The sequence below is a fragment of the Sphingobacterium sp. WM genome, assembly GCF_029542465.1.
GTDB lineage: Bacteria > Bacteroidota > Bacteroidia > Sphingobacteriales > Sphingobacteriaceae > Sphingobacterium > Sphingobacterium cellulitidis.
Window position 1 is genome coordinate 4,048,693 of record NZ_CP120709.1, and the last position, 24,070, is coordinate 4,072,762.

At 36.9% G+C, this 24,070-nt stretch carries 18 protein-coding genes; 14 read left to right on the forward strand and 4 right to left on the reverse strand.

The features are described from left to right. Positions 1-123 precede the first annotated feature (123 nt). From PZ892_RS17205 to PZ892_RS17220, 4 genes are all read left to right on the forward strand, one after another. The gene (locus tag PZ892_RS17205) at positions 124-2,268 is read left to right on the forward strand and encodes a carboxypeptidase-like regulatory domain-containing protein (protein ID WP_094282045.1); all 2,145 of its coding nucleotides are present in this window, start codon (positions 124-126) and stop codon (positions 2,266-2,268) included. Between the two features lie 92 nt (positions 2,269-2,360). Then, positions 2,361-2,975: a hypothetical protein gene (locus PZ892_RS17210; protein ID WP_094258747.1), complete on the forward strand. Its 615-nt coding sequence runs from the start codon at positions 2,361-2,363 to the stop codon at positions 2,973-2,975. Positions 2,976-2,982: 7 nt separating this feature from the next. Continuing rightward, positions 2,983-4,017: a sensor histidine kinase gene (locus PZ892_RS17215; RefSeq protein WP_277711704.1), complete on the forward strand. Its 1,035-nt coding sequence runs from the start codon at positions 2,983-2,985 to the stop codon at positions 4,015-4,017. Then, the gene (locus PZ892_RS17220) at positions 4,014-4,769 is read left to right on the forward strand and encodes a LytTR family DNA-binding domain-containing protein (RefSeq protein WP_094258745.1); all 756 of its coding nucleotides are present in this window, start codon (positions 4,014-4,016) and stop codon (positions 4,767-4,769) included. Before PZ892_RS17215 ends, PZ892_RS17220 begins: the two co-directional genes overlap by 4 nt. A gap of 3 nt (positions 4,770-4,772) precedes the next feature. Here the strand turns inward: PZ892_RS17220 and PZ892_RS17225 are convergent, their stop codons facing one another. Together PZ892_RS17225 and PZ892_RS17230 are read right to left on the reverse strand one after the other, a co-directional pair. Continuing rightward, positions 4,773-5,243, reverse strand: coding sequence for a hypothetical protein (locus PZ892_RS17225; RefSeq protein ID WP_094282044.1), 471 nt, complete (start codon positions 5,241-5,243; stop codon positions 4,773-4,775). Positions 5,244-6,068: 825 nt separating this feature from the next. Continuing rightward, positions 6,069-7,091, reverse strand: coding sequence for a nucleoside hydrolase (locus PZ892_RS17230; RefSeq protein WP_182497659.1), 1,023 nt, complete (start codon positions 7,089-7,091; stop codon positions 6,069-6,071). 333 nt (positions 7,092-7,424) lie between these two features. Between PZ892_RS17230 and PZ892_RS17235 the strand changes: the two genes are divergently transcribed. After that, entirely contained in the window at positions 7,425-7,607 is a 183-nt protein-coding gene (locus PZ892_RS17235) for a hypothetical protein (protein ID WP_094282042.1), read from the forward strand. Positions 7,608-7,658: 51 nt separating this feature from the next. Here PZ892_RS17235 and PZ892_RS17240 read toward each other — a convergent pair whose 3' ends face one another. Continuing rightward, the gene (locus PZ892_RS17240; RefSeq protein WP_094258741.1) at positions 7,659-7,877 is read right to left on the reverse strand and encodes a hypothetical protein; all 219 of its coding nucleotides are present in this window, start codon (positions 7,875-7,877) and stop codon (positions 7,659-7,661) included. Positions 7,878-8,171: 294 nt separating this feature from the next. Here PZ892_RS17240 and PZ892_RS17245 point away from each other — a divergent pair, with 294 nt between their 5' ends. From PZ892_RS17245 to PZ892_RS17285, 9 genes are all read left to right on the forward strand, one after another. Continuing rightward, a complete protein-coding gene (locus PZ892_RS17245) occupies positions 8,172-8,999 on the forward strand; it encodes a 2OG-Fe(II) oxygenase (RefSeq protein ID WP_094282041.1) in 828 nt (275 codons plus the stop codon). Positions 9,000-9,393: 394 nt separating this feature from the next. Beyond that, positions 9,394-12,657 (forward strand): SusC/RagA family TonB-linked outer membrane protein, encoded by a 3,264-nt coding sequence (locus tag PZ892_RS17250; protein ID WP_094282040.1) that lies wholly within the window; start codon positions 9,394-9,396, stop codon positions 12,655-12,657. 10 nt (positions 12,658-12,667) lie between these two features. Beyond that, positions 12,668-14,125, forward strand: a complete 1,458-nt coding sequence (locus PZ892_RS17255) for a SusD/RagB family nutrient-binding outer membrane lipoprotein (RefSeq protein WP_094282039.1) — start codon at positions 12,668-12,670, stop codon at positions 14,123-14,125. A 456-nt stretch (positions 14,126-14,581) separates the two neighbouring features. After that, a complete protein-coding gene (locus PZ892_RS17260) occupies positions 14,582-15,031 on the forward strand; it encodes a PepSY-like domain-containing protein (protein WP_179221522.1) in 450 nt (149 codons plus the stop codon). Between the two features lie 206 nt (positions 15,032-15,237). After that, a complete protein-coding gene (locus tag PZ892_RS17265; protein WP_182497661.1) occupies positions 15,238-16,398 on the forward strand; it encodes a Pycsar system effector family protein in 1,161 nt (386 codons plus the stop codon). Further along, entirely contained in the window at positions 16,398-17,267 is an 870-nt protein-coding gene (locus PZ892_RS17270; RefSeq protein WP_094282036.1) for an SdiA-regulated domain-containing protein, read from the forward strand. Before PZ892_RS17265 ends, PZ892_RS17270 begins: the two co-directional genes overlap by 1 nt. Then, positions 17,267-18,349: a metallophosphoesterase gene (locus tag PZ892_RS17275; RefSeq protein ID WP_094258734.1), complete on the forward strand. Its 1,083-nt coding sequence runs from the start codon at positions 17,267-17,269 to the stop codon at positions 18,347-18,349. The genes PZ892_RS17270 and PZ892_RS17275 overlap by 1 nt, the downstream gene beginning before the upstream one ends. A 21-nt stretch (positions 18,350-18,370) precedes the next feature. After that, positions 18,371-20,698, forward strand: a complete 2,328-nt coding sequence (locus PZ892_RS17280; protein ID WP_094258733.1) for a GAF domain-containing protein — start codon at positions 18,371-18,373, stop codon at positions 20,696-20,698. Positions 20,699-20,701: 3 nt separating this feature from the next. Then, positions 20,702-23,269, forward strand: a complete 2,568-nt coding sequence (locus PZ892_RS17285) for a BamA/TamA family outer membrane protein (protein ID WP_094282035.1) — start codon at positions 20,702-20,704, stop codon at positions 23,267-23,269. 7 nt (positions 23,270-23,276) lie between these two features. On the opposite strand, the gene PZ892_RS17290 is transcribed toward PZ892_RS17285, so the two are convergent. Continuing rightward, positions 23,277-23,990 carry a DNA alkylation repair protein gene (locus PZ892_RS17290; protein ID WP_094258731.1) on the reverse strand — a complete coding sequence of 238 codons (714 nt, stop codon included), beginning with the start codon at positions 23,988-23,990 and terminating at the stop codon, positions 23,277-23,279. Positions 23,991-24,070: the final 80 nt, after the last annotated feature.

A 24,070-nucleotide genomic window follows, 5' to 3' on the forward strand; every position in this document is an offset into this window, starting at 1 on the left:
AAAGCAAATGTACGAAAACCTTTCAAACTGCAAATCCAGCATTTCATCCCATCTTTTCTACCATTGAGCCTTTTCAAATTCTAGAGCTGAGCAGGATAAGATAGTATTGTAAAAAATTGTACCATGAAATCGATCCTCTTCTTATTCTGCTGTAGTATACTTTCAGTCTCCCTATATGCTCAAACCATTAAAGGGAGGATTACCAACCAAAAACATAAGGGTTTGGCCAATATCAATGTTTTTATTTCAGGGAGTTATGATGGTGGTTACACAGATAGTTTAGGATATTATCAGTTCAAAACAGAGGAAACAGGTCAACAAATGCTGATGGTTAGTTCAGTTGGCTACATAAGTCAACAGGTCCCCTTCGAGGTCAAGGATAGTGTAATCATTGATTTGCAACTTGTAAGTGATGACAATAAGATAGAAACAGTCGTGATTCGTGCAGGACAACTAAGTGTTGGGAATCAGAGCAGTGCAGTATTGACACCATTGGACATTGTCACGACTGCAGGGAGTATGGGAAATATAGTTGCGGCCATAGGCAAACTACCTGGAGCCCAGATTGCAGGTGAGAATGGTCGCTTGATGGTTCGAGGAGGTGATCCAAGTGAGACTCAAACTTACATCAACGGCATCCTAGTAACTCAACCCTATACCGCATCAGCCAATGGAGTACCAGTTCGAGGTCGGTTCTCTCCTTTTTTATTCAAAGGGACAAACTTTTCCACCGGAGGGTATGGCGCAGAATATGGGAATGCAATTTCAGGAATCCTAAATCTCAGCAGCTCGCAAGCCATTGAAGAGCCCAAAACAGAGCTTTCATTTTCTACCGTTGGGTTAGGCTTGAGCAATTCACAAAAATGGGGAAATAGCTCATTGAGCCTAAATGCAAGTTATACCAACCTTAAGCCTTATAACGGTTTGATCAAACAAAACCTCGTTTGGCAAAAACCGTATGAACAAGCCTCTGGAGAGGCTATTTTCCGAAACAAGGGGGAGCATCATTTTTTTAATCTATATGCATCCTTTGCTGCTGAAGACTTTAGTTGTAGCGATTACAGCGTACTATATTCCCAAGAAGTAAAGACGGCAATTAAGTCCAACAATTACTATTTAAACAGCAACCTATCCTACTATCTACCTTCAAACTGGAAGCTTGAAACCGGGATAGGTGTAGGTTATCTAGATAGGAAGCTAGATTATTATAATTTCAACATCCCGAATCAAGAGATTGGATCGCATGTGAAATTACTGATCAAGAAAAATGCAAATCGATGGACCTGGTTAATTGGTGCGGAGCACTTCTTTAAAGATATCGATGAGAAGTTCCAACAATCGGAAATAAGCCCTATCAGTTACGGTTTCAAACGTTCTGTTATTGCTGGTTTTACAGAAGGAAGTTATAGATTTTTACCAAAGATGAGTTTGGATTTGGGTTTGAGGTATTCCGATGACTTCAAGTCACAACGATTTTTAGAACCAAGGGCATCTATTGCCTATTTACCTAGCACCCAACATGTCTTATCCATTTCTTATGGAAAGTATCATCAGGAACCCAATACCGAATATTCAAAATTTAACCCAGCCTTAAATTGGCAATCTGCTGATCATTATATCTTCAATTACACCTTTAATCAGAAAGGTCGGATGCTTCGACTCGAAGGATTCATTAAGGATTATGACCATTTGATCACGTATAATAATCAGATTCCACAATATAATTCCGAGTTCAGCAATAATGGGTATGGCAAGGTAAGAGGGATTGATTTTTTCTGGAAGGATAGCAAGACTATTCCGAATCTTCAATATTGGATATCTTACTCTTATACCGATCCTAAGAAATTGGAGCGAAATTATGAGTATGCTGTTCAACCCAGTTATTTAGCGAAGCATTATTTTTCCCTTGTTGGCAAATATTGGATTTCGGGGCTTCGATCCCAGCTAGGACTGACAAACACCTTTATTTCTGGCCGTCCATATGATAATCCGAACCTGGGTGGGTTTATGCAGTCGATGACAAAAGCTCAGAATGATCTTTCCTTTAGTTGGTCCTTTTTATTGACGCAACAAAAGATATTATTTTTCTCAGTCACTAATATATTGGGAAATAAGCCTGTATTTGGGTATGAATACAGTTCAGTTGCTAACCCATCAGGTCAATATAAAGGTAGGGCAATTATTCCAACAGCTAAGCGGTTTGCCTTTGTAGGATTCTTTTGGACAATCAGCAAAAATAAAAAGGACAATCAATTGGATCAATTATAACCATTCATCCATAAAAAACGACGGTTCATCCAAGCAAGTTTGATGGATAATTTCAGAAAGCAGAATTTTAAATAAATAAAAACGAAAAAACGATGAAAACACTAATCTTCACATTCATGGTCATATTTAGCTTATCAAGCTATGGCCAAGGTAAATACGAAAAAGCGATGGGGGAAGCTTTAAAGACCTGGAGTTCAGGGAATGCAAAAGAGGCGAGCGCTCAATTTGAACGAATTGCACAGGTGGAGAAAGACAATTGGTTGCCAAAATATTATCAGGCATTAACCTTGGTGACAAGTTCATTTCAGATTCATGATGAAACTGAGAAATCCAATGTGTTAAAGAAGATCGGCAAATTAATTCCGACAGATGAAAAGGATCTCAATTCAGAATGGCTTGTTGTTCGGGCCTTAGCAACGACTTCGGATATGATTACCGATCCTGCAGGCAAGGCTGCAATATTGGCTCCATCCATCATGGGGGATTATGAAACGGCAATAAAAATGGATCCTAACAATCCTCGCGCCATTGTCGGGTTAGCAGAATTCAGCATGCAATCCAAAAAGTTTATGGGAGGAGACAGCAAGGAAGAATGCGAAAGTATTCAAAAAGCGCTACCTTTATATGACACTAAGAAATCGGATCAACCTTTTTATCCATCATGGGGAAAAGAAAGAGCAGAAGCACTTTTAAAAGAATGCAAATAAAGTATCAATGAAGACATTTCTAATCTCCATACTTACAGCTGTCCTCATCAGTTTAGCAATCTATAGTATTATTGCGATCATAGTATTGTTCAGTACAGGGAGTTTAGAAATGTCTTTTATCACTGCTCCCGAATCCATAACTGGGATAGCCTATGGAATCTGTTTATATCTGACAGGTATAGCCAGTGGTAAAATTCTCAACTTTATTATTCCGGATAAAAGCCGAGCCGTCCAACGGGTAATTGGATATATCCTACTAACCTGCATCCTCGCTCCCATTGTCATATTTTGCATTAATGTGACGATTTCTGTCCTTTGGCAAGGGAATTCACTGGATTATTTTCTAAAAAACGAATATTGGTTCAGCTATATTCCAATAACCATAATTTCGATTTTCATCGGATTGGGGTTCTATGGTTTTTACTATTATAAAGTTCATAAGAACAAGCAAATTGCGCAACAGAAAATGATTGCAGGAGAAGCAACTGCACAGTTGGAATCCTTAAAGAACCAGATCGATCCACACTTTTTATTCAATAGTTTGAACGTTTTAATTGGATTAATTGAAGAGGATCAGAAGAATGCGATTACCTATACGAAGTCACTATCAAAAATATATCGCTATATTCTGGAACATAAGGACAAGGAATACGTTAGCATCCAGCAAGAACTGGAATTTGCGAACAATTATATTTCCCTATTACAAATTCGATTCGAGGATGCCATAATTTATAAAAAGAGTAAGGTTGAGGACCTAGACGATTCCTATTCAACAGTGCCTTTGGCCTTACAATTACTGTTGGAAAACTGTATTCAGCATAATAAAGCCACGGAGGAATCACCATTGAAGATAGATATCTATCGGGAGAATGATTTTTTGGTAGTTGAGAACAATCTTCAGGAAAAAGAAAACAAAACGCCTTCCACGAAAGTTGGATTAAGAAATATTAGAGAACGTTATCAATTGACGAGTAAAAAGGAGATTGAGGTTATCAAGACTATGGAAAAGTTTGTTGTAAAGTTGCCAATCCTTCATGCATGAGAAGTTACCAAACATTAATTATTGAGGACGAAAAGCCGGCGGCAAGATTACTGAGCAGGAAGTTAAATAATTTAGGTATCAATCAGATTGAGATGTGTCATTCTGTAGAGCAATCAAAGCGATGGTTTGCAGAGAATCCAGCACCTGAATTGATATTTCTGGACATTCAATTATCTGATGGTCTATCTTTCGAAATCTTTGAGGGTCTAAGCATTGAAAGTCCAATTATTTTCACGACTGCGTACGATGAATTTGCCATTCGAGCCTTCAAGTTGAACAGTATTGATTATCTATTAAAACCTATTTCCGAGGAGGAGCTGGAAAATGCTATTGAGAAATTTGAACGTATAAGTTCTAAACCACCTGCTGTAGATATTGAACAGATAAAAAACCTTATCCATTCTGAAAAAGGAAATTACAAAACGAGGTTCAGCATCAAGGTTGGCAATACGATAAAATTAATAGCAGTGGATGAGATCGAGTGTTTTTATTCAGAGAATAAGGGCACTTATGCTTATGGCACAGGGAATACCTCTTATTTACTGGACCAGAGCTTGGAGCAAATTGAAGCGATGTTAGACCCGCGACAGTTTTTCAGGATCAGCAGGGGAACTATAATCAATATTAAATCAATAACCAGCATCTCGGTTCATACGAGTTCACGTCTAAGGGTTCAGCTTCAACATTTTCCATCGGATGAATTAATTGTCAGCCGAGAACGGGTGAATGATTTTAAAGACTGGTTAGAATAACCCTTAGTAAAGGTGAAATTTCAGTGGGATATTCACCCCTACCCCAACGGTGAAACCATCAATTGTCTTAAAATTTTCTTTGGTATTTATATCAAAACCATAACCTGCGGAAAGTTCAAGAATAGAAAAAACACTAATTCCAGCTTTGGCAGTTGCGGTATATGGGGTAATTTCACCTTTAAGGAGTGGCCAAACAGCTACATTATTTAAATAATATGTGATTCCAAACTCAGGGATAACCGTTGTTTGATTCATCATCCAATTAAAGTTGGCGCCGGCATCAAATTTTATGTATTGGGATTGATTGGGGGCGAATAAAGTCCACGCAGAGGCTTTCAGGAAGCTTCCACTCTGATATTGATAGCCTAATGAGGGTCCGAATATCCAGCCATTAGCTTTAGGATTTTTCTCTTGAGCCAAAGTAATACTGCACAAGCAGGAGAATAATAGGATGAATGTTAATATTCTAGTCATATATTGGATAAAATATTGATTTAAATACAGAACAAATTTCATTGCTTTTTGTTACTTTTAAAAAGTATTATCGCTATCACACGAAACCATTAACAAGAATTGGTAACACATGTAAACATTTGTTTATCAATTTAGTTATTTAAGCACGTAAACCATTAATTTGTGGGTTTTCTTTCCTGCAATATTTAATTATTTTTTAGGATTTACTTAACAGCGTCTTAATTTCAATCGGCTAACTTACATGCGTTTAAACGACTTGAATTTTGCTGGTTAATCAAGTATGTTTTCACGAGTATTATTTCTCCCTTAAAAAGACAAAATAAATACATAGTTTGGGCGTTAATAGTATTACTAGACCCTAAACCAATCTTTTTCCGGGATGATGGTATTATATTAATTCATTAAAATTTATTACAATAATATATGAAAATTATCAGTTTAAAAACAACTGCGATGAGTCAATCACACCCCTTGTGTCCTCACTGTGGAGAAGCCTATCTCTACTCACGAGTTCGCAGGCCATGGTGGGTGAAATCATTCTTGTTTTTTCTACCGGTTAAACGGTATTCTTGCAATCAATGCAATAAAACATCGTACATTCTACGAGAAAGAGGTTAATGAGTGATCACACTAACATTCATTATTTTTTCAGTTATTACATTAAAAAGTTCTTATAAGTTCTCCAGATTCAAAGTATTCTTTCAAATAAACATAGATTTTGGAAAATTTTAAGGAACCAGCCGCCAAACCAAATTACTGAATTTAACTATTCAGGCAGTAGCCCAAAAATGGTATTTATTGGGAAAGGGTAATTATTGCTCAAACTTACTTTGGTTGTTGCAACATCAATTCATCTATAACACTTTCTAATTTATCATATGGGTATTTATGTATGATAAATTCATGTAGCCCATTCTTATTTGGTTCCCAAAGGTTATTTCCTTCCTCATCAACGATTAGTTTTCCGGGTCCGCTTAGGTAGAAGTAGTCTTCGGGGTTTTCAATGGCGATCAGTACGGCGGTTTGATCCCAAGAGCTTCTGTTCTTTACGGCTTCATTTGCATAAGTCTCTAAATTGATTTTATATCCTACAGATACCGGACTATTTAGCAGATTACGTTCAGCGATTTTACCACCTGTTTTTATACGGTCACCAATTTCAAATCCAGAAAACAAAATAGGTTTCGGGAAATTATCGAATGCATATTTGGCTGACTCAGCATCTTTAAAAACATTAAACTCCTTTCCCTGGGGGAATGCAGCAGCCATTGCTACCCAATTCTTAACTTTCTTCTTGACCAAATCCATTCCATTTAATTTAGAATATTGGTCGGCATAGGATTGTAATAGCTCACTGATATTTGTCATGAAACCAACTGTAATTAAGGTAACAGAATTATCAGGTTGTTCTGCCAGCACCTTTCTATAAATAGAGACCGCATTTTCATAATTTTTATTCAGCAATTCGGGATAGAATTTTTTAATAATTTTTTCATTCCAATTGTTAGGAGCCGTAAAATTAGGAGCCAATGGATTCGAAGTTTTTCCTACTGGAATTCCATCCCTCTTATAATACTTATTATAGACTTCAATAGTTGCAGGGATATCCTTGTGAGCATCACTTGCTACCGTTGCTAGGATTTCTGCTTTACCCTGATCAGCCAGGGCATGCAATATAGCTATTGCACCGATATCATCGTAATCTGGCCCCATATCTGTATCAAAAATGACCTTGACTTTTTTAGGTTGATCAACGCTATTGAAGGCGATCAAATGATTTTTTATTCCAAGAAATAGACTTAAAAACAGGAGGATTTTTAGCGAAGAGGGTTTCAAGAATTTTTTCATTAGCATGGGTTTAAGTAAGTTTTAGATTTATAAATGCAATAAACACGATGATGGTTTAGATCAGGTATTGTTAATTTCAAGATAAGAAAAAGAAAGAGTAAAGTTCTTAAAAGCGCATAATTTCAGGGGTTGGCATAGCAATAAGACTTGTAAAAAGGCATATCTCTGCTTAAATTATATAATTTGAGTAGTTATATTCCTTGATATATATAAATCCGCCAATCCATTGTTTGTTAGAGAGCTGATATTGAAACATATTTGAGAAACAGAAATTAGGAGGAAGCAAATATGTCAAGTATCACCAACAAAAAGAGCATAAGCATATTAATAGTAATGGGGACATTTCTATTAGGCACATCCAATTCTATTTCCAAGGATTTCCGCTTAGAATTAAAAAAAATAGGATTGACGAGTAGCCAATATTTAGAAATGGATGCTTATCAAGAAAAGTTAACTCAGGAGGGTGAGATTGAACCTATTTTGGGTTTTGGATGGGAAATCACTAACTGTTTATAAAGTTAATTTCAGAAGAAAAGGCTTTCGAATGAAAGCCTTTTTTATTTCTTATTATTTTTTTCCCCCACCCCTCAACAAAGCTACGAGTAGTAGAATAAATACAGCACCTCCGACTACCCATACCCAGGGTTTGGAGAACATACCATCATCCCCTTTATCAATATCTACATTGATATCTAATCCTTTGTCTTGAGCCCATGATTGTAATGAAACAAATAAGAGCATAATGAATGCTAATGGGCGGAATTTTAGAATCCAATTTCCTTTCATATTCGATGTTTTAAAGTTTATAATCCCATGAATAACAGTTTGTGACAACAAATGTTTTTATTTAAAAATATGGCCTTAGCGCGAAACCTTAACCTACTAGTATTCAATAGTTTGTTTAAAAATGTCAAATTTTAATATGGGGTTAAATAATTATCGAAAAGGCTGTAGATAAAAGTTGACAAAAGCAAGTTTAATCAATTAATGCTTCTAAGTAAAGAAATATTATTGTCGAACTTTATGTAATCAAATCAATTTTAACTTAATAGGCTAAAAGCCGAAATCATACTTACTACTATGAACCCTTATCTTAATTCACATAATCAAGATTTAATGGCATATGCTAAACAGTATAAGGCCAAATACAGGAATGCGAATCCCTTTCCAAGCATCAGTTTTGAGAACTTTTTCAACCCTAAATTTTTATCAGAGGTATTGGCAGAATTTCCGGATTTATCCAAAGGAAACAACATTGTTTACAATGACCCTTTGCAGAAGAAATTTGCTGGGAATGGGGAAGAATTATTTGGACCAAAGACCAAGGCCTTAATGCATTTTCTGAATTCGGAGCCGTTTTTAAATTTTGTGAAGGAGATCACAGAGATTGACGAGACTTTGTTTGGGGATCCTTATTTTTCAGGAGCGGGTTTACATGAGATGAAAAGAGAAGGTTTATTAAAGGTTCATGCTGATTTCAATAAACATCCTATCAATGGATTAGATCGTAGGGTCAACTTTATTGTGTATTTAAACAAAGATTGGAAAGAAGAGTATGGTGGTCATTTTGAGTTATGGAATAAGGAATTGACAGGCTGTGTTGAGAAAGTATTACCTTCATTCAATACGATTGCTATGTTTTCAACGACTTCAATTTCCTATCATGGATTACCCAATCCTATTACATGTCCGGAAGATGACAGCAGAAAATCTTTGGCTTTATATTACTATTCCTATGGAAGGCCAGAAGCCGAATCAATTGCTTTTAGGGATGGGCACAATTCAATTTTTGTAAAAAGAAAAGATTCAGCTGAAGATTCAAATGCTTTTAAAGCCTTTGAAGAAGGTAGCAGAAAAAAACCTATCCTCGAAAGGATCTATAAAAAAATTGTTGCTCGTCTATTATAAAAACTCTTTGGAGCTGATTTAAGAATTCTTAAATCAGCTCCAGGGAAAGCCAAAAATATCAAAGCTTTATTTCAACACAAGATTTCACCTCTCCTTTTCTTCCAAAGTCCATTGGAAGCATTCAATTTTACTTAGAACAGGATTTACTGAATGATTATTACAATCATGACAAGGGTTATATGGTTAACCTAAATTTTACAATTCTCAAAAACAGCCCTTCTAGCATTGCCTAAAATCAATAATTATTTATTATTAATTAGCTAAAACATTTTTCAGTATTATTGATTTATTAATTGTTAACCGTTTGATAACATTATCTTAACAACACCTAATTAATTTTGAGCCTGCTGAGGAATTCAACCATGAACCCCTCTCCATCTAACATCCAAATTTTATGAAAAAGGTTTTTTCTGATTTTCATCGAGGTTCCACACGAACCTACAGTACACTTATTTTACTATTAGGTTTAGGCTTTAGTCCGTCTTTGGCTAATTCCTATCCAACCGAGGTTGCCAAAAAGGTCTGGGCCAATCAACAAAAGATTAGTATTTCTGGGGTTATTTATGACGAAGGTACTAATACCCGTTTGAGTGGGGTAACCATTCTTTCAGAGGGCAAAGTCATCGCAAGCAGCAATGCTAATGGCGAGTTTTCTATCCAAGTTGAAGCTGGCAAGCCAGTCATATTTCAGAGTCTAGGATACCATTCAAAGACACAGCAATGGACTTCAGATAGTCAATCAGTCCGCATAAATTTGACTACTTCAGATGAGTCGATTGAGGAAGTAATTGTTACTGCATTGGGGATAAAGAGGGAGGAGAAATCATTAGGATATGCAGTAAGTCAGGTAACAGGTAAGCAAATGACGGATGCGACACCTAGCAATTGGGTAGATGCGATGAAAGGGAAGGTTGCAGGATTGTCTATTACCCAAGCAAGTTCAGGTCCATTAAATACCGCTAGGATCAATTTAAGAGGTGACCGTTCATTGGATCCTAAAAATAATGAGGCTTTAATAGTTGTGGATGGTATCCCAATGGTGAATGGCCGCTTTAGTTCAGGCGTTACTGATGCATATGGTGCAGGCTCAAGCGGACCGGACAAAGATATTCCGATTGACTTTGGAAATGGTTTAGGGGATATCAATCCCGACGACATAGAATCGATTTCGGTACTAAAGGGAGCTGCTGCGACTGCGCTTTATGGTAGCCGAGCAGGAAATGGAGCTTTGATTATTACCACTAAGTCAGGGAATAAGAATAAAAAAGGAATTGGTATTTCCATCAATTCAAACAGCAGTTTTCAATCCATATTGAAATGGCCAGACTTTCAATACGAATATGGTCAAGGAAATTTGGACCGAAATGCTGATGGAGAGCAATATTATTCATACGGACTTACCGAAGACGGAAAGAACACAGGATCTACTTCCAGTGCCTATGGACCTAAGTTTAATGGCCAAGAATATTTCCAATATGATCCAAATACAGAAACCGGTGGAACAACACGCACACCTTGGGTTGCATATAAAGGCGGGGTAAAAGATTTCTTCAATGTCGGAGAAACCTATATGAATAGTATTTCCTTGGATGGAGGGAATGAGGTATTTAGCTCAAGGGCATCCTTAACCCATACCAAGAATTCATGGATCATGCCGAATACAGGCTTTCAAAGATTGGTAGCTGCCATTAACTCTTCAGCAAAGCTCAGTGAGAAATTGCGCATCAATATGAAGGTGAACTATACAAATAAGAGTAGTGATAATCTACCTGGGACAGGATATAACAATCAATCTATTGCATACTTTATGATTTTCCAAAATCCAAGTATCAGTTTGGACTGGTATCGTCCGATGTGGAAGAAGGATAGAGAAAACATTGAACAAATCCATCCATTCAGTTCCTACATCGAGAATCCATTCATCATTGCATATGAGATGACAAACTCACTGCAGAGTCATGGTATTGATGGGATGTTGCAGGGGCAGTATACTTTTAACCCAAAATGGGAGATCATGTTAAGATCGGGTATTTCTATGCGTTCCGATCAGAGACAGCAACGGAGACCTTGGGATACCGCGAACTTTCCTTTAGGATATTACAAACAACAAGATCTATTCTATATGGAATCAAATACGGATGCGTTACTTTCCTTCAATGATAAGATCAATGAGGATTTCAGCATACGTGCATCCCTAGGGGGAAATTTGATGAGACGAGATCTCAAAGAAAACATAGGTTTAGCACGTGGCCTGACATCTCCTGGAGTTTATAAACTTTCTAACGCTTCCACTTCTCCATTTGCTGACAACACTATCACGCAAAAAGAGATTCAAAGTATTTTTGGAATGGTCAACTTAGGTTGGAGAGAGATGATTTTTGTTGATTTAACAGCAAGAAATGACTGGTCATCTACCCTGCCAAGTAATAACCGTTCATATTTTTATCCATCCGTAAGCAGTAGTTTTGTATTGAGTGAGATGCTGGAGATGCCGAGTTCAATTTCATTTGCGAAACTACGTTTTTCATGGGCTCAGGTAGGTAATGATGCCGATCCATATCAAACTATCAAATATTTTAATTCCTCGATTTTTCCAGGTTCAGCGGAGGCACCATCCTTGTTGCATAATGCTAATTTAAAACCGGAGATTTCAAACTCTACAGAAGCTGGATTGAATATTTCCTTTTTTAACAATCGCTTGACCGCAGATGTAAACTATTATTTCAACAGGTCGAGAAACCAAATATTACGGGTCCCCAGAGATGTGACGACGGGTTTTAGTTCAGAGATTATCAATGGTGGTTTGATTCAGAATAGGGGTTGGGAATTGAGTTTATCAGGCACTCCAGTTAGAAATGAAAATTTCCAATGGAATGTAAGTGCAAACTGGGCGAAGAACAACAACAAGATATTAGAATTGAGTGAAGGTGTTGAGACACCACAGCAGATAATTGCATCCAGCGGATCAGGAGTTGCAGAGATCATTGCCACTGTTGGTGGTTCTACAGGAGACCTATGGGGCTATGGCTTAGTTCGCAATGATCAAGGGCAGGTTATCTATGATGCGAAAACTGGGTTGCCAGTTCGTCCTGAGGATAAAGTGAAAATTGGCAATGCCTATGCTGATTGGCGTGGGGGCTTCCACAATGAATTCAGGTATAAGAATTTATCCCTTAGCGCCTTAATTGATGGCCAATACGGCGGTATTGTTTATTCTCAAACGCATCATAAGATGACGGAGCAAGGAAAGTTGGAGCACACATTACGTGGCCGTGAGACAGGGAAATTAGTTGGTGAAGGAGTTATTCAGAATGAAGATGGGTCTTTCAGTCCAAATACGAAAGAAGTTGCAATTAACACCTACTACGCCGATTATTATAGAAGAGCGAATGTTGAAACCAACAGTTTTGATGCTTCCTATTTGAAACTTCGCGAGGTTAGATTTGAATATGCATTACCAAAAACATGGGTATCAAGATGGAAGATGAATAGCGCTTCGGTCGCCTTTTTTGGAAGAGATCTATTCATGATTAGCAATTTTCCGATGTACGATCCTGAAACAGCAGCTTTGAATGGTGCTACCATTATGCCTGGTGTTGAAATGGGGCAGATGCCAAGTACAAGAACATTTGGGATGAATTTGAAAGTAAACTTCTAAGCAGAAAATAATGAAAATCAACTATAAAAATATATTAATTGCTCTTGTATTGACAGGAGGATTAACAAGTTGCACCAAAAATTTTGATGATCTGAACACAGATCCAAATAAACTAGAGGTGGTTGCCCCAGGAACCTTAGTAACACCAACGGTTTATGGTATGTCGACCTATTTTACCACAAGGAGCAACAGTTTTACCTGGGAAATTATGCAGGATGGCTTATCAAATCCAAGTGCTGCAAATGGGACCCATCGCTATTACTTTACGGAAACCTCGGGTGATGGAACCTGGAACAATTGCTACCGATTTCTAAGAAATGTACGCGAGTTAGAGAGTGCAGCAATTAATGGGAATACCAAGCTCCCGGTGTATGAAGCTGTAGCAACTACTCTAAGAGCATATATTGTAGGAATCCTTACCGATAGTTTTGGAGATGTTCCACTTTCAGAAGCTATGCAAGCTGAGGAAGGGGTGGATCAACCTGTATTCGACACCCAAGAAAAGATTTATATGGATATGATTGCGGCCTTAGAAAAGGCGAACACAACATATACGGATCCTTCAACCATGAATGGAAATGATCTTTTATATAATAACAAAAAGGAGAATTGGCGGAAATTCAACAATTCCATCTTACTACGTTATATTTTAAGGACATCAAAAAGGACAAATGCATATGCTAAGATCAAGGCTATTCTAGATGATCCTGAGAATTATCCAATTTTCACATCCAATGACGAGGCTGCTATGGTAACCATCACTGGAATTCCACCCTATGATTATGCTTGGGGTCGTCGTCAAGATTATGTGAATTTTACAGCAATGGCCTCCTTCTTTGTTGATCATTTAAATAGTTTAGAGGATCCTAGAAGACCATTTATTATGACCGAAGCCACGGAATTAGTGGATAACAAGATTGTTAAAATAGGATACAAAGGCATACCGGCGGGTCATTCTGGCGATTTATCTGGGATTAAATATAGTCCAAGTACACCAAATGGAGATTTAATGTATCCTAATGTAGTTGGTACTCCGATAAAGGAAATCATCATGCCTTATTCAGAGGTTGAATTTATCAAGGCAGAGACCTATTTAGCCTTGGGACAGACTGCAGAAGCAAAGGCGGCATATGAAAAAGGAGTAAAAGCCTCCATAGAACAATATGGTGGGGTTCTTCCAGCGAATTACTTTGACAAGCCAGAGGCACAATTTAATGGAACATTGGAAAGAATTATGTTACAGAAATACTTGGGTTTGTTTATGGTAGACTATCAGCAATGGTTTGAATATAGAAGAACAGGTTTTCCGAAATTACCAAAAACAGAATTTATGCTACATGATGGGGTTATGCCATCAAGATTTATGTATAAAAATGAGGTAAGAAGATTCAACCCTACGAACTACGCAAAGGCAGTAGAACAAATGGGAGGTGATACTTACCATACCAAAGTTTGGTGGGAGAAATAATCCAATTACAAGAAATTTGATTGAAGGCTGTCTAATAATTAGGCAGCCTTTCTTTTTTATTCAAATTCTCATAAAATGATAAGGTCTATAGGTGATGCTAAAAGAAAAAAGCCTTTCAAAAACTGCCCCTACTGCATTTAAACTATGTTTTTCTTTCAAATTGTTTTCGAAATGATACAAACTGAATATTAATAAGGATAATTACATAACATATTGGCAACATAAATTTAACATATTAAAATGGTCGAATTAAATTATTACTCAATGCAATAACCGCTATAATTCAATGTTTTACCAATTTTATATCAAATAGTTTAATGATTAAATATTGATAAGTGGTAATGCCTAATGGATTGGAATTGATATCGTTAATAAGACATCAACAGTGTAGAAACTATCTAAATAAGGTTTTGACACTGCATGAAAAACATTTTATTGATAACAAAAAAAAAATTTATGAAAAAATTATTACTAGGATTATCATTACTACTGGCGATTGCAATTTTTGCGGTATCATGTAGCAAAGATGACAATGGAAACGATGTTGTTTTACCAGGTAAAGCAAACAGTTTTTTAACAGCAAGCTTTAAAGGATCTAAGAATGTTAAATTATCCAAAGTAAATGATAACCTAACGAAGAAAGAATTTGAAGTTATTCTTGACAACGGAATTAAGATTGAGTTTGATAAGGATGGCAATTGGGTTGAAATTGAAGCTGTAAAAGACGTTGGTACAATTCCTTCAGAATTTGTTCCTAAGGATATTCTAGACTACGTTACAGAGCATTATCTTGGATTAGGCATTAATAGTATCGAGATTGAAGATGATGGGTATGAGATTGAATTAACTGATGGTACAGATTTGGATTTCGATCTTGATGGCGTTTTCATCAAAGTAGACAAATAAGGTCATACAAAGCCTTTAAAACTTTAACATAATCCCCAGTAATCCTGGGGATTTTTTATTTTCCAACGAATCTAAATAATGTAATGAAAATAATTTTCTTTACTTTTTATGGATTTTCGTTATTACGGTCATTTTTCAGTTAACCTGCATAAAACAAGGTTTATCTCATTAATTTTGGATAAAATTAGGCATATACACAATACAATATGGATTATGAGCTTTTAATACCAAAGATTGTTGATTATTTAAGAAAGATTGCTTTTGAGCATAAGGCAGAATTTTGCTTTCATAATGACGAGCATACCAAGGATGTCGTTCTTGCGGTTAAGGAAATGGCGGATCATTATGCCTTGGATGCAACAGATAGGTTTGTGGTCATCTGTGCGGCATACTTTCATGATATAGGCTATATTTTTGGTGGTGCAAAGGGGCATGAAAAGCGAAGTGAGGAAATTGCTGAGAACTTTCTGAAAGAGAATCAAGTTCCTGGAGATGTTATTGAAAAAGTAAAGTCCTGTATTTTGGCGACCAAGATGCCTCAGTCTCCACGGACCCTATTGGAAAGCATCATCTGTGATGCTGACTTATTCCATTTGGGGACAAAGGATTTTGATGGGCGGAATAAATTGATGCAGAAGGAAGCTGAATATGTTAAAGGCATCAAAATCGACAAATCAGTTTGGCGAGATAGAACCATCAAACTAATGGAAAATCACGTCTACCATACAGATTATGCTCAAAATAAATTAAATGCAGGAAAGTTGGAGAACCTTGAATCCCTGATTAGAAAACAAAAGAAAAGGGAAACAAAGCAAGGAGAGGATACAGATAGGTTGAAAAAACCAGAACGTGGGATTGAAACTATGTTTAGAATTACCTCTGCCAATAGCCAGCGATTAAGTGATATGGCGGATAACAAATCCAATATCCTCCTGACAGTTAATTCTATTATTCTATCCATCATTGTCGCAGTATTACTCAAGGCCTTGGACAGCAACTCACACTTGATTGTACCTACAGTCTTACTAATGAGCACATCGGTCTCAACAATGGTTTTAGCTATCCTGGCTACGATTCCAAAAATTCCTAAAGGTCATTTTAGCCCTACGGAAGTTCAGAACAAATCAGTTAACCTCCTGTTTTTTGGCAACTTCTATAAAACCAAATTTGAGGAATATCAAGAGGCTATGAATAAAGCAATGGATGATAAGGAGTTTTTATATGGAATGCTAACCAAGGATGTTTATTCCCAAGGAGTCGTTCTCGGCAGAAAATACCAATTGCTCCGATATGCCTATGCTATATTTATGGGTGGATTAATTCTTTCAATCGCTGCATTTTGCATTGCAGTACTTTTCGCAAAATAATGATGGGATATAAATTTTTATTGAGTTTTTTGATGGTTTCAAGTTTGTCTGCTTGTCAAACACAGACGCGAGAAACAACTTACAATGACACGGACCAAGTAAAATCAGGTTCATCGGAACTATATGCTAAGAAGACCTATACTCTTCCAACAGAACTGAATGAAATTTCAGGAATGACCTTTCTATCAAACAGTGATGATATAACGTATGTTATTCAAGATGAAGATGGAATTGTCTTTACCTATGATCTCAAAAATGGGGTTATCAAATCACAATTTGAGTTTGGTCCCGATGCGGATTATGAAGAAATTACTACAGATGGGGAATACTTTTATGTGCTGCAAAGCAATGGGACGATCTTTAGTTTTCCAGTAACAATGGATATTGATCAAGGAAAAGTTTCAGTTTTCAAGGGTCTATTGGATAAAGGAGAATATGAATCGATGTCTTATGATTCAAAATCCAAAAGCTTAGTGGTGATTTGTAAAACTTGTAAGCTAGACAAAGGTGAACCCAAGCTTACAGGCTATGTTCTGAATATTGCGGAAATGGGTGAAGTGAGTTTAAAGAATCCATTTTCGATTGATTTAAGTGGAATTGCAGAGATAGATTCCAAAAACATTGAGTCATTGAAGCCTTCTGCAATCTCTAAAAGGAATTCTGACAATCAATGGTACTTGTTGTCATCTATTGATAATCTCTTGTTAATATTAGATGAGAATTTTGTTCCTAGGGAGGTTCATCGATTCAAGAAAAAACAGTTTGAACAACCTGAAGGAATTAGCTTCAACAATCAGGACAAGCTATTTATTAGCAGTGAAAAAGGAAAGTCGAAGAATGCATTTATTTATCAGATTAACTTAAATTAATGAGAAGGCTTTTTTACCTATTACTTTTATTTATTTATCACTTTGCTTCTGCACAGGAGATTGATCAGCGATTAATCATTTTTGGAGATGCTGGGGAGATAAATACCAAACAAAGTTTCTTGATAGAGAAGGCGAACGGGTTACAAATTCCGACGAAAACGAGAGCTTTTTTCATTGGGGATAATATTTATCCGGATGGCTTGGGATTAACAAGCCCTGGGAAGGAAGAAACTGCCGAGATCTTAAAATCTCAATTCGAGGGATTCCGTAAACTGAATGTACCTGTATATTTTTTAGCGGGGAATCACGACTGGGATAAATCTGGAAAGAAAGGATTAGCGAAAGTAGAGGCTCAAGCAAATTACCTCAACAATTATGGGGATTCAGGATTGCAGTTTCTCCCTAAAAAAGCGGGGACTTTAGGTCCGGAGGTACTAACCTTGAATGATCAGACTGTCGCTATACTTTATGATAGCGAATTTTGGCTTTTCCCATATCATAACCGCGATGTTGAGCCAGAAAAAGAAGCATTTATTCAGAAAATTAAAGAGATCTTAGAAGCAAACAAGGATAAAACGGTATTGATGATATCGCATCATCCCATGGTATCTTATGGGGATCATAGTTTAATCTATGGTTGGAAAGATCATATCTTCCCCTTAACAGATATTAAGTCTTCCTTGTATATTCCACTTCCGGGAATTGGATCGCTCTATCCCCTACTCCGAAGTCATGTAATCAAATTTGCTGAAGATTTAAAACATCCAATCTATCAGGATATGATCAAACGCGTTACGACAGTTTGTGAAGATCATCCTAAGGTCGTTTTTATCTCGGGGCATGATCACGGGCTTCAATATATAGAAAAGGACAATATTCGTCAGGTGGTGAGTGGATCGGGTTCCAAGCAATCTGACATCCATAAGCGCGAGCCATTGAAGTATGGATATAACAAACAAGGATTTAGTATAATTGATATTTTAGACAATAATCAATTGCGATTAACCTTCTATATCGATAATCCTAAAGACTCCTTGACTAAATCATATGAGACTATCATCGACTTCAACGTCACGAAATAGTTTTGCTACCAATCCAATTTTATGTTGCTGAAAACCGTACATATTGATAATGATATACTCCAAGATGGGAACCTTGAGGAGAATCTATCTTTATGGCCATTCCTAAACTATCTGACTAAGACTACCCAGGATTCTGGAATGTTGATCCCCAAATTGACGGAGGATATCATCCGAAAACAAATGGAGCAATTTGGAGATATCAATTCTGATAATATTTCTTCATTTATTGATGTTTTCGAGGTCATCTATCATTTAGCAAAAGGTGTACCGCTTGATAAGAATATCAAATGGGGCTTGGGATTTCCGATTCCCGATCGAGTATTTTATGGCACGGATGCGTTTTATGAGTTGGTAGAAAATGATTTTAAGAAGATCCTCTCCTATTCAAAAGTTAGTTTTTGGGATATTGAATTTACCAACAAACAATTATTCCAACTCGTATTAGGACGGCTGTATAATATTGGGCCTTTTAATACAAAACTGAGGTATGTTAAAAAAGCAGGTGTTTTTGACCGTTATTATGAACTTGATATCGATTATACCTTTGTAGAAATTGAGGTGAAGGGAGAAATACCAAAGATTGACCTTACGCCTTTGAAGAATAAGGAATCATTGGATTATGATGATCTAGCACCGATATTGAAGGAATTCGATCTCAGCAAGTTTATTTTCTCTGGATTTACCATTTGTACCATCAAGGATTATCAGCAGGAGTTTCTTACGGAAAGTTTGCAGGATTTGGTCAATAACCTAAGTATCTATAAGGGTGCTGATGGATTGGGCAAGTTAAATAAGATCTTAAGAGGAATGCTTTCCATTGAAGATATTCAAACATCATTTTATCCAATCTTAAAATTAAATGGTGCGCCAATTCTATCCACTGAACTTGCGAAGAATAGCGTTATTCTGAGTGATGAATTGTTCTATGAGCATTATTTTAATCAGGGGGAGCTTCTCCAATTTATGGAGAATCCAACTATACTTTCCTTTGGGGTTCTAGAAGGATTAGAATCTGAGGATAGCAAATTAAAGAACAGCTTGAAACGAACTGGCATATCCTCTTACGTTTGTTTTCCATTAATCCATAATGATAATCTTGTTGGAATATTTGAGGTTTATAGTCGCAACGGAACGCAACTGACTAGAAACATGTTGGTTCAGGTTCAGTCCTATTACAGCTTAATGGCTCAGCTGGCCAATGAAATTGTCTATAGCTTCAAAAACGAATTGAACAATGTAATTCTTCATCAATATACTGCCCTACAACCTGCAGTAGAATGGAGGTTCAATCAGGTTGCGGCGGAATATCTGGGTGAATTATTAAATAATCAGTCCGAGCCTGAGCCTCCAAAAATAGTTTTCAAGCAAGTCTATCCGTTTTATGCAGCGGTAGATGTTAAGGATTCAAGTTTTCTACGTAATAAATCATATCGGGATGATCTGATGATTCGGATTGGTTATGTTGAGGAGTTAATCGAAAGAGCCGAGAAGCAATTACAATTTAATATTGACTCTAATTTCGAGGAGCGATTTTTGGAAACCAAGAAATGGATTAGTGGTCCTAATTTGGATCATTATCTCTTGGATACCCTTTCATTTTTTCAGGAAGATGTTTCCAACTTCTTGGATTCACTCGAAAAGAAACATCCTGAGGTTCTTTCGGATCTGAGGGAGTGCCGCAGAAAACTAAGCTATAGTCAAAATGAGTTGCACTCAAAAAGTCAACAATTTGAAAATTCGCTGCAGAAGCTGAATCAAACAATCAACGCGGAATTAAAGAGATTCAATAGTAAGGTCCAAGAAATCTATCCATCTTATTTTGAATCTTTTCGTACTGATGGGATTGAATATGACCTTTATGTTGGGCAATCTATTTCTCCATTAACTCCATTTAATCCGAAGTTATTGCGGGATTTTAGAAAGGAACAGATTATCAATATTTCCAAGATTGGTCAACAAACCCAACGATTGAAAAAGAATCTGGGTATACCCCTTGAAACGACACAATTGGTCTTTATCCATCCGAATCCAATAGACATTAGTTTTCGGGAAGATGAGAGGCGATTTGATGTAGAAGGGTCCTACAATATCAGGTATCAGATCATCAAAAAAAGAATTGATAAAGCACTCATCAAAAACTCATCGGAAAGATTGGTTAAACCAGATACGATAGCTATTGTTTATAGTAGAAATAAGATTGCCAAAGAATTGAGGGCCTGCTTAAAAGAGGTTTCAGAGTTAGGGTTTATTGAACCGGAGATAGAGGAACTGGAACTAGAAAACTTACAGGGGATCAGTGATTTGAAAGCCATGCGTGTCAGAATAAAATTTGAAGAAACTAGTTATTAATCCATGCATACTCCATTTAGAATATATATTTTCTTAATCCTATTTTTTATTGCTGGAAATCTACATTCGCAATCAAAGGATAGCATCACGACGGTTATAGCACCAGAATATGATCAGGTTTCTATGATACATCGCTATTGGTTGGGCGATAGCTATAGAAAGCTGTACAATACGCCGGTTAAGATGCGGATTATGGATTTATCTAAAGAGAAAGGAGGATTGAATATTGTCAAGTTGGGTGGCGGTATGCAAACTCAATCCTTGCGTTTGCTGGATGGCAATGGTGCGGAATGGGTATTGCGTTCTATTCAGAAATATCCGGAGCGGAGTTTACCTGAGAGCCTGCGGAAGACTATTGCAAAGGACATTGTTCAAGATCAGATTTCCATTGCCCATCCATTCGGAGCATTGACTGTCCCGACTTTTAACACTGCATTAGCAATACCGCATGCGGCTCCAGAATTGGTTTATGTCGCGGATGATCCTCGATTAGGTGAATTCCAACCCATATTCAGAAATAGACCGTATATGTTTGAGCCTCGGATGCCTTTTGAGAATGAGAAAACAGACAATACACTGAAAGTTATTTCCCAGGTACTGGACGATAATGATACTAAAGTTGACCAAAGGCTTACCCTACGTGCTAGATTATTGGATTTTGTGCTGGGTGATTGGGATCGGCATGAGGATAATTGGCGTTGGGATCCTGAGAAAGAAAAAGGAAAGAAAATCTATTCGCCAGTTCCTCGAGACCGTGATAAAGTATATTACAAAACATCGGGAATCTTTCCGGTCTTGCTTTCATACCAATGGCTAAAGGCGCATTTACAGCCATTTAGTCCACATATCAGAAATGTTGCTCATTGGAATTTTAATGCTAGACACTTTGATCGTTTTTTCTTGAATCATTTGAATGAATCTGACTGGAATGAAGAAATTCAAATCCTTCAAAACACATTAACCGATTCATTAATCCATCGGGCGATGCTTCAAATGCCTGATACCATTGTGAAATTAAGTGCTGAAGAACTTGAAACTAATATCAAGTCGCGAAGAGATGAGCTGCAAAGCGCAGCAACAGACTATTATCATTCCTTGGCAAAGGTTGTTGATCTTCCCTTGTCTGCTAAGCGAGAGTTCATCGACATTGATTTTCAAAAGGACGGGAGTATCAGCATTGACATTCATAATAAGAAGAAGGATGGAACAGAAGGTGCTAGAATATTTAAACGTAGATTCCATCCCTTGGAGACCGAGGAAATCCGAATATATGGAATGGCTGGGGAGGATGAGTACAAGCTGCATGGCAAAGGAAAATCGCCTATTAAGCTAAGGATAATTGGAGGTTCAGGGCATGATATATACAGCGCAACGGATGCTTTCAGCAATGGAAGAAAGACCTATTTATACGATAGCAAAGTTGACAAGAGCAATACGTTTAATAGTTTAGGAAATATTCACTATCGGCTTAAGAATGATAGTTCTGTACATCAATTTCAATATGACAATTTTGTCTATGACAGGAAAGGCGTATTAGTGAACTTTAATTACGGAATTGATCGCGGATTAATAATTGGGGCTGGTTATCTGATCGAGAACCAAGGATTCCGAAAGAGCCCTTATGCCTACCGCCATGAGTTTATGGCGAGCTACTTGACTGGAAGGCAATCCTTTATTTTTGAATACAAAGGGAATATCAAAAAGCTCGTTGGAGAACAAGATTTAGCAATTGATTTTAGAGCATTAGGACCATTTAATCAAAGCAACTTTTTTGGTTATGGAAATAACTCAATCTATAATAAAAGTGAGGAATTTGAGATATCATATTACCGAAATCGATATGATTTAATAAACACCGATATCTTTTTAGAATATTCACCGTTGGAAAAACTAAAGCTTTTCTATGGGTCAAGCTCTGAGTTTTATACTAGTCGGATGAAGAACAATATTGAAAAGTTTTTCAACGATTTTAATCTTTTACATCCTGAAGAAAATATTTTCGACAGTAAATTCTTTACTGGAGCGACAGTAGGCTTCGATTATGATAGCCGAGATAATAAAAACAATGCTAAGAAAGGGATTCGTTTATTTTCAAGGTTCGATTGGAAGGCAGAGATTAAAGGTTTGAAAAGAAAATTTACATCTTGGGACAATTCCTTAAGCTTGTATAAAACCATCTTTAATGACCATCTTACCCTTGCAAACCGGACCGGAGTTCATACTGTTTGGGGCGACCCTTATTTCTATCAACATGCGCAGATTGGTGGCGAGCGAAGCTTAAGAGGATTTAACTCACAGCGTTTTACAGGCAAAACAGCAGTTTATAATAATTTGGATGCCAGGCTTAAATTATTTAGTTACAGTTCTTATTTGGTCCCAGGAACAGTTGGATTAATTGGGTTTTATGATGTGGGTCGTGTTTGGATGCCGAATGAGCAGTCTGATCAATGGCATATGGGTACTGGTGGAGGAATTTATTTTATGCCGGCGGATTTGATGACCATCCAAGCAACCGTTGGGGTGAGTAAAGAAGCAGTACTTCCTTATATTCGAATAGGCTTATCTTTTTAATAGTATTCTATTTTTTAATTGCCTCGACTTTCATTTCATCGGGTAGTTTTTCGATAGCATATCGCAAAGCCGTTCGAGGCATTTTAGATTTATGTTTCATTACATAATCAAAAACTTCCTTTTCATAGGCTTTGCTAGTTTCCTTCAGCATCCATCCATACCCCTTTTGAACCATATCATCAGGATCCATCATCAGGATATCAGCAATATGAAAAACATCCTCCAGATAATAACCTTTTTTACCCGGCACAACTAAACTTACCGCAGCGGCACGCTTGGTCCAGCGATTTTTGGATTTAGCCCAGGTCTTCAACACATTTACATTTTCTGGAAATTGAATTAGATTATAACCAATGGTCGTACAGCAAAGTGTATCGCAATCCGACCAATTGTTGACATATAGATTGACCCAGTTTTCATAGATTTCCATGTCTTTCGCTTCGTATTGTTTGCGGATGGATTTGGTGATGATACAAGCAATATAAGCTTCTTCAAAGATCTTGGATATCCAAAGCTCGTTACAAAGGGAAAAGATCTCCTGCTTAGGATCTTTCTTGATATCTTGATAAACCTCCTTGCCGATTTTCCGTACGATTTCAATGGGCACACCATAACGCTTGGCTCCTTCACCTTCTTTAAAAAAACGAGTCATGGCATCTGAGGTAGTCTTATCAGCATTGTCCATTAAGGTTTGCCGGATATCAAGCAAAAGATCTTTCATGGGATCAAAATTAATTTAAAACCTGGCAAAAACCTTAAATTGATTATTCAAAAACTTTAATTACAATTAATTGACTTTAA

Excerpts from the sequence above, each read along its gene's own strand:
- PZ892_RS17205 (WP_094282045.1), top strand. The coding sequence starts at position 124 with ATGAAATCGATCCTCTTCTTATTCTGCTGTAGTATACTTTCAGTCTCC.
- PZ892_RS17210 (WP_094258747.1), top strand. The coding sequence starts at position 2,361 with ATGAAAACACTAATCTTCACATTCATGGTCATATTTAGCTTATCAAGC.
- PZ892_RS17215 (WP_277711704.1), top strand. The coding sequence starts at position 2,983 with ATGAAGACATTTCTAATCTCCATACTTACAGCTGTCCTCATCAGTTTA.
- PZ892_RS17220 (WP_094258745.1), top strand. The coding sequence starts at position 4,014 with ATGAGAAGTTACCAAACATTAATTATTGAGGACGAAAAGCCGGCGGCA.
- PZ892_RS17225 (WP_094282044.1), bottom strand. The coding sequence starts at position 5,243 with ATGACTAGAATATTAACATTCATCCTATTATTCTCCTGCTTGTGCAGT.
- PZ892_RS17230 (WP_182497659.1), bottom strand. The coding sequence starts at position 7,091 with ATGAAAAAATTCTTGAAACCCTCTTCGCTAAAAATCCTCCTGTTTTTA.
- PZ892_RS17235 (WP_094282042.1), top strand. The coding sequence starts at position 7,425 with ATGGGGACATTTCTATTAGGCACATCCAATTCTATTTCCAAGGATTTC.
- PZ892_RS17240 (WP_094258741.1), bottom strand. The coding sequence starts at position 7,877 with ATGAAAGGAAATTGGATTCTAAAATTCCGCCCATTAGCATTCATTATG.
- PZ892_RS17245 (WP_094282041.1), top strand. The coding sequence starts at position 8,172 with ATGAACCCTTATCTTAATTCACATAATCAAGATTTAATGGCATATGCT.
- PZ892_RS17250 (WP_094282040.1), top strand. The coding sequence starts at position 9,394 with ATGAAAAAGGTTTTTTCTGATTTTCATCGAGGTTCCACACGAACCTAC.
- PZ892_RS17255 (WP_094282039.1), top strand. The coding sequence starts at position 12,668 with ATGAAAATCAACTATAAAAATATATTAATTGCTCTTGTATTGACAGGA.
- PZ892_RS17260 (WP_179221522.1), top strand. The coding sequence starts at position 14,582 with ATGAAAAAATTATTACTAGGATTATCATTACTACTGGCGATTGCAATT.
- PZ892_RS17265 (WP_182497661.1), top strand. The coding sequence starts at position 15,238 with ATGGATTATGAGCTTTTAATACCAAAGATTGTTGATTATTTAAGAAAG.
- PZ892_RS17270 (WP_094282036.1), top strand. The coding sequence starts at position 16,398 with ATGATGGGATATAAATTTTTATTGAGTTTTTTGATGGTTTCAAGTTTG.
- PZ892_RS17275 (WP_094258734.1), top strand. The coding sequence starts at position 17,267 with ATGAGAAGGCTTTTTTACCTATTACTTTTATTTATTTATCACTTTGCT.
- PZ892_RS17280 (WP_094258733.1), top strand. The coding sequence starts at position 18,371 with ATGTTGCTGAAAACCGTACATATTGATAATGATATACTCCAAGATGGG.
- PZ892_RS17285 (WP_094282035.1), top strand. The coding sequence starts at position 20,702 with ATGCATACTCCATTTAGAATATATATTTTCTTAATCCTATTTTTTATT.
- PZ892_RS17290 (WP_094258731.1), bottom strand. The coding sequence starts at position 23,990 with ATGAAAGATCTTTTGCTTGATATCCGGCAAACCTTAATGGACAATGCT.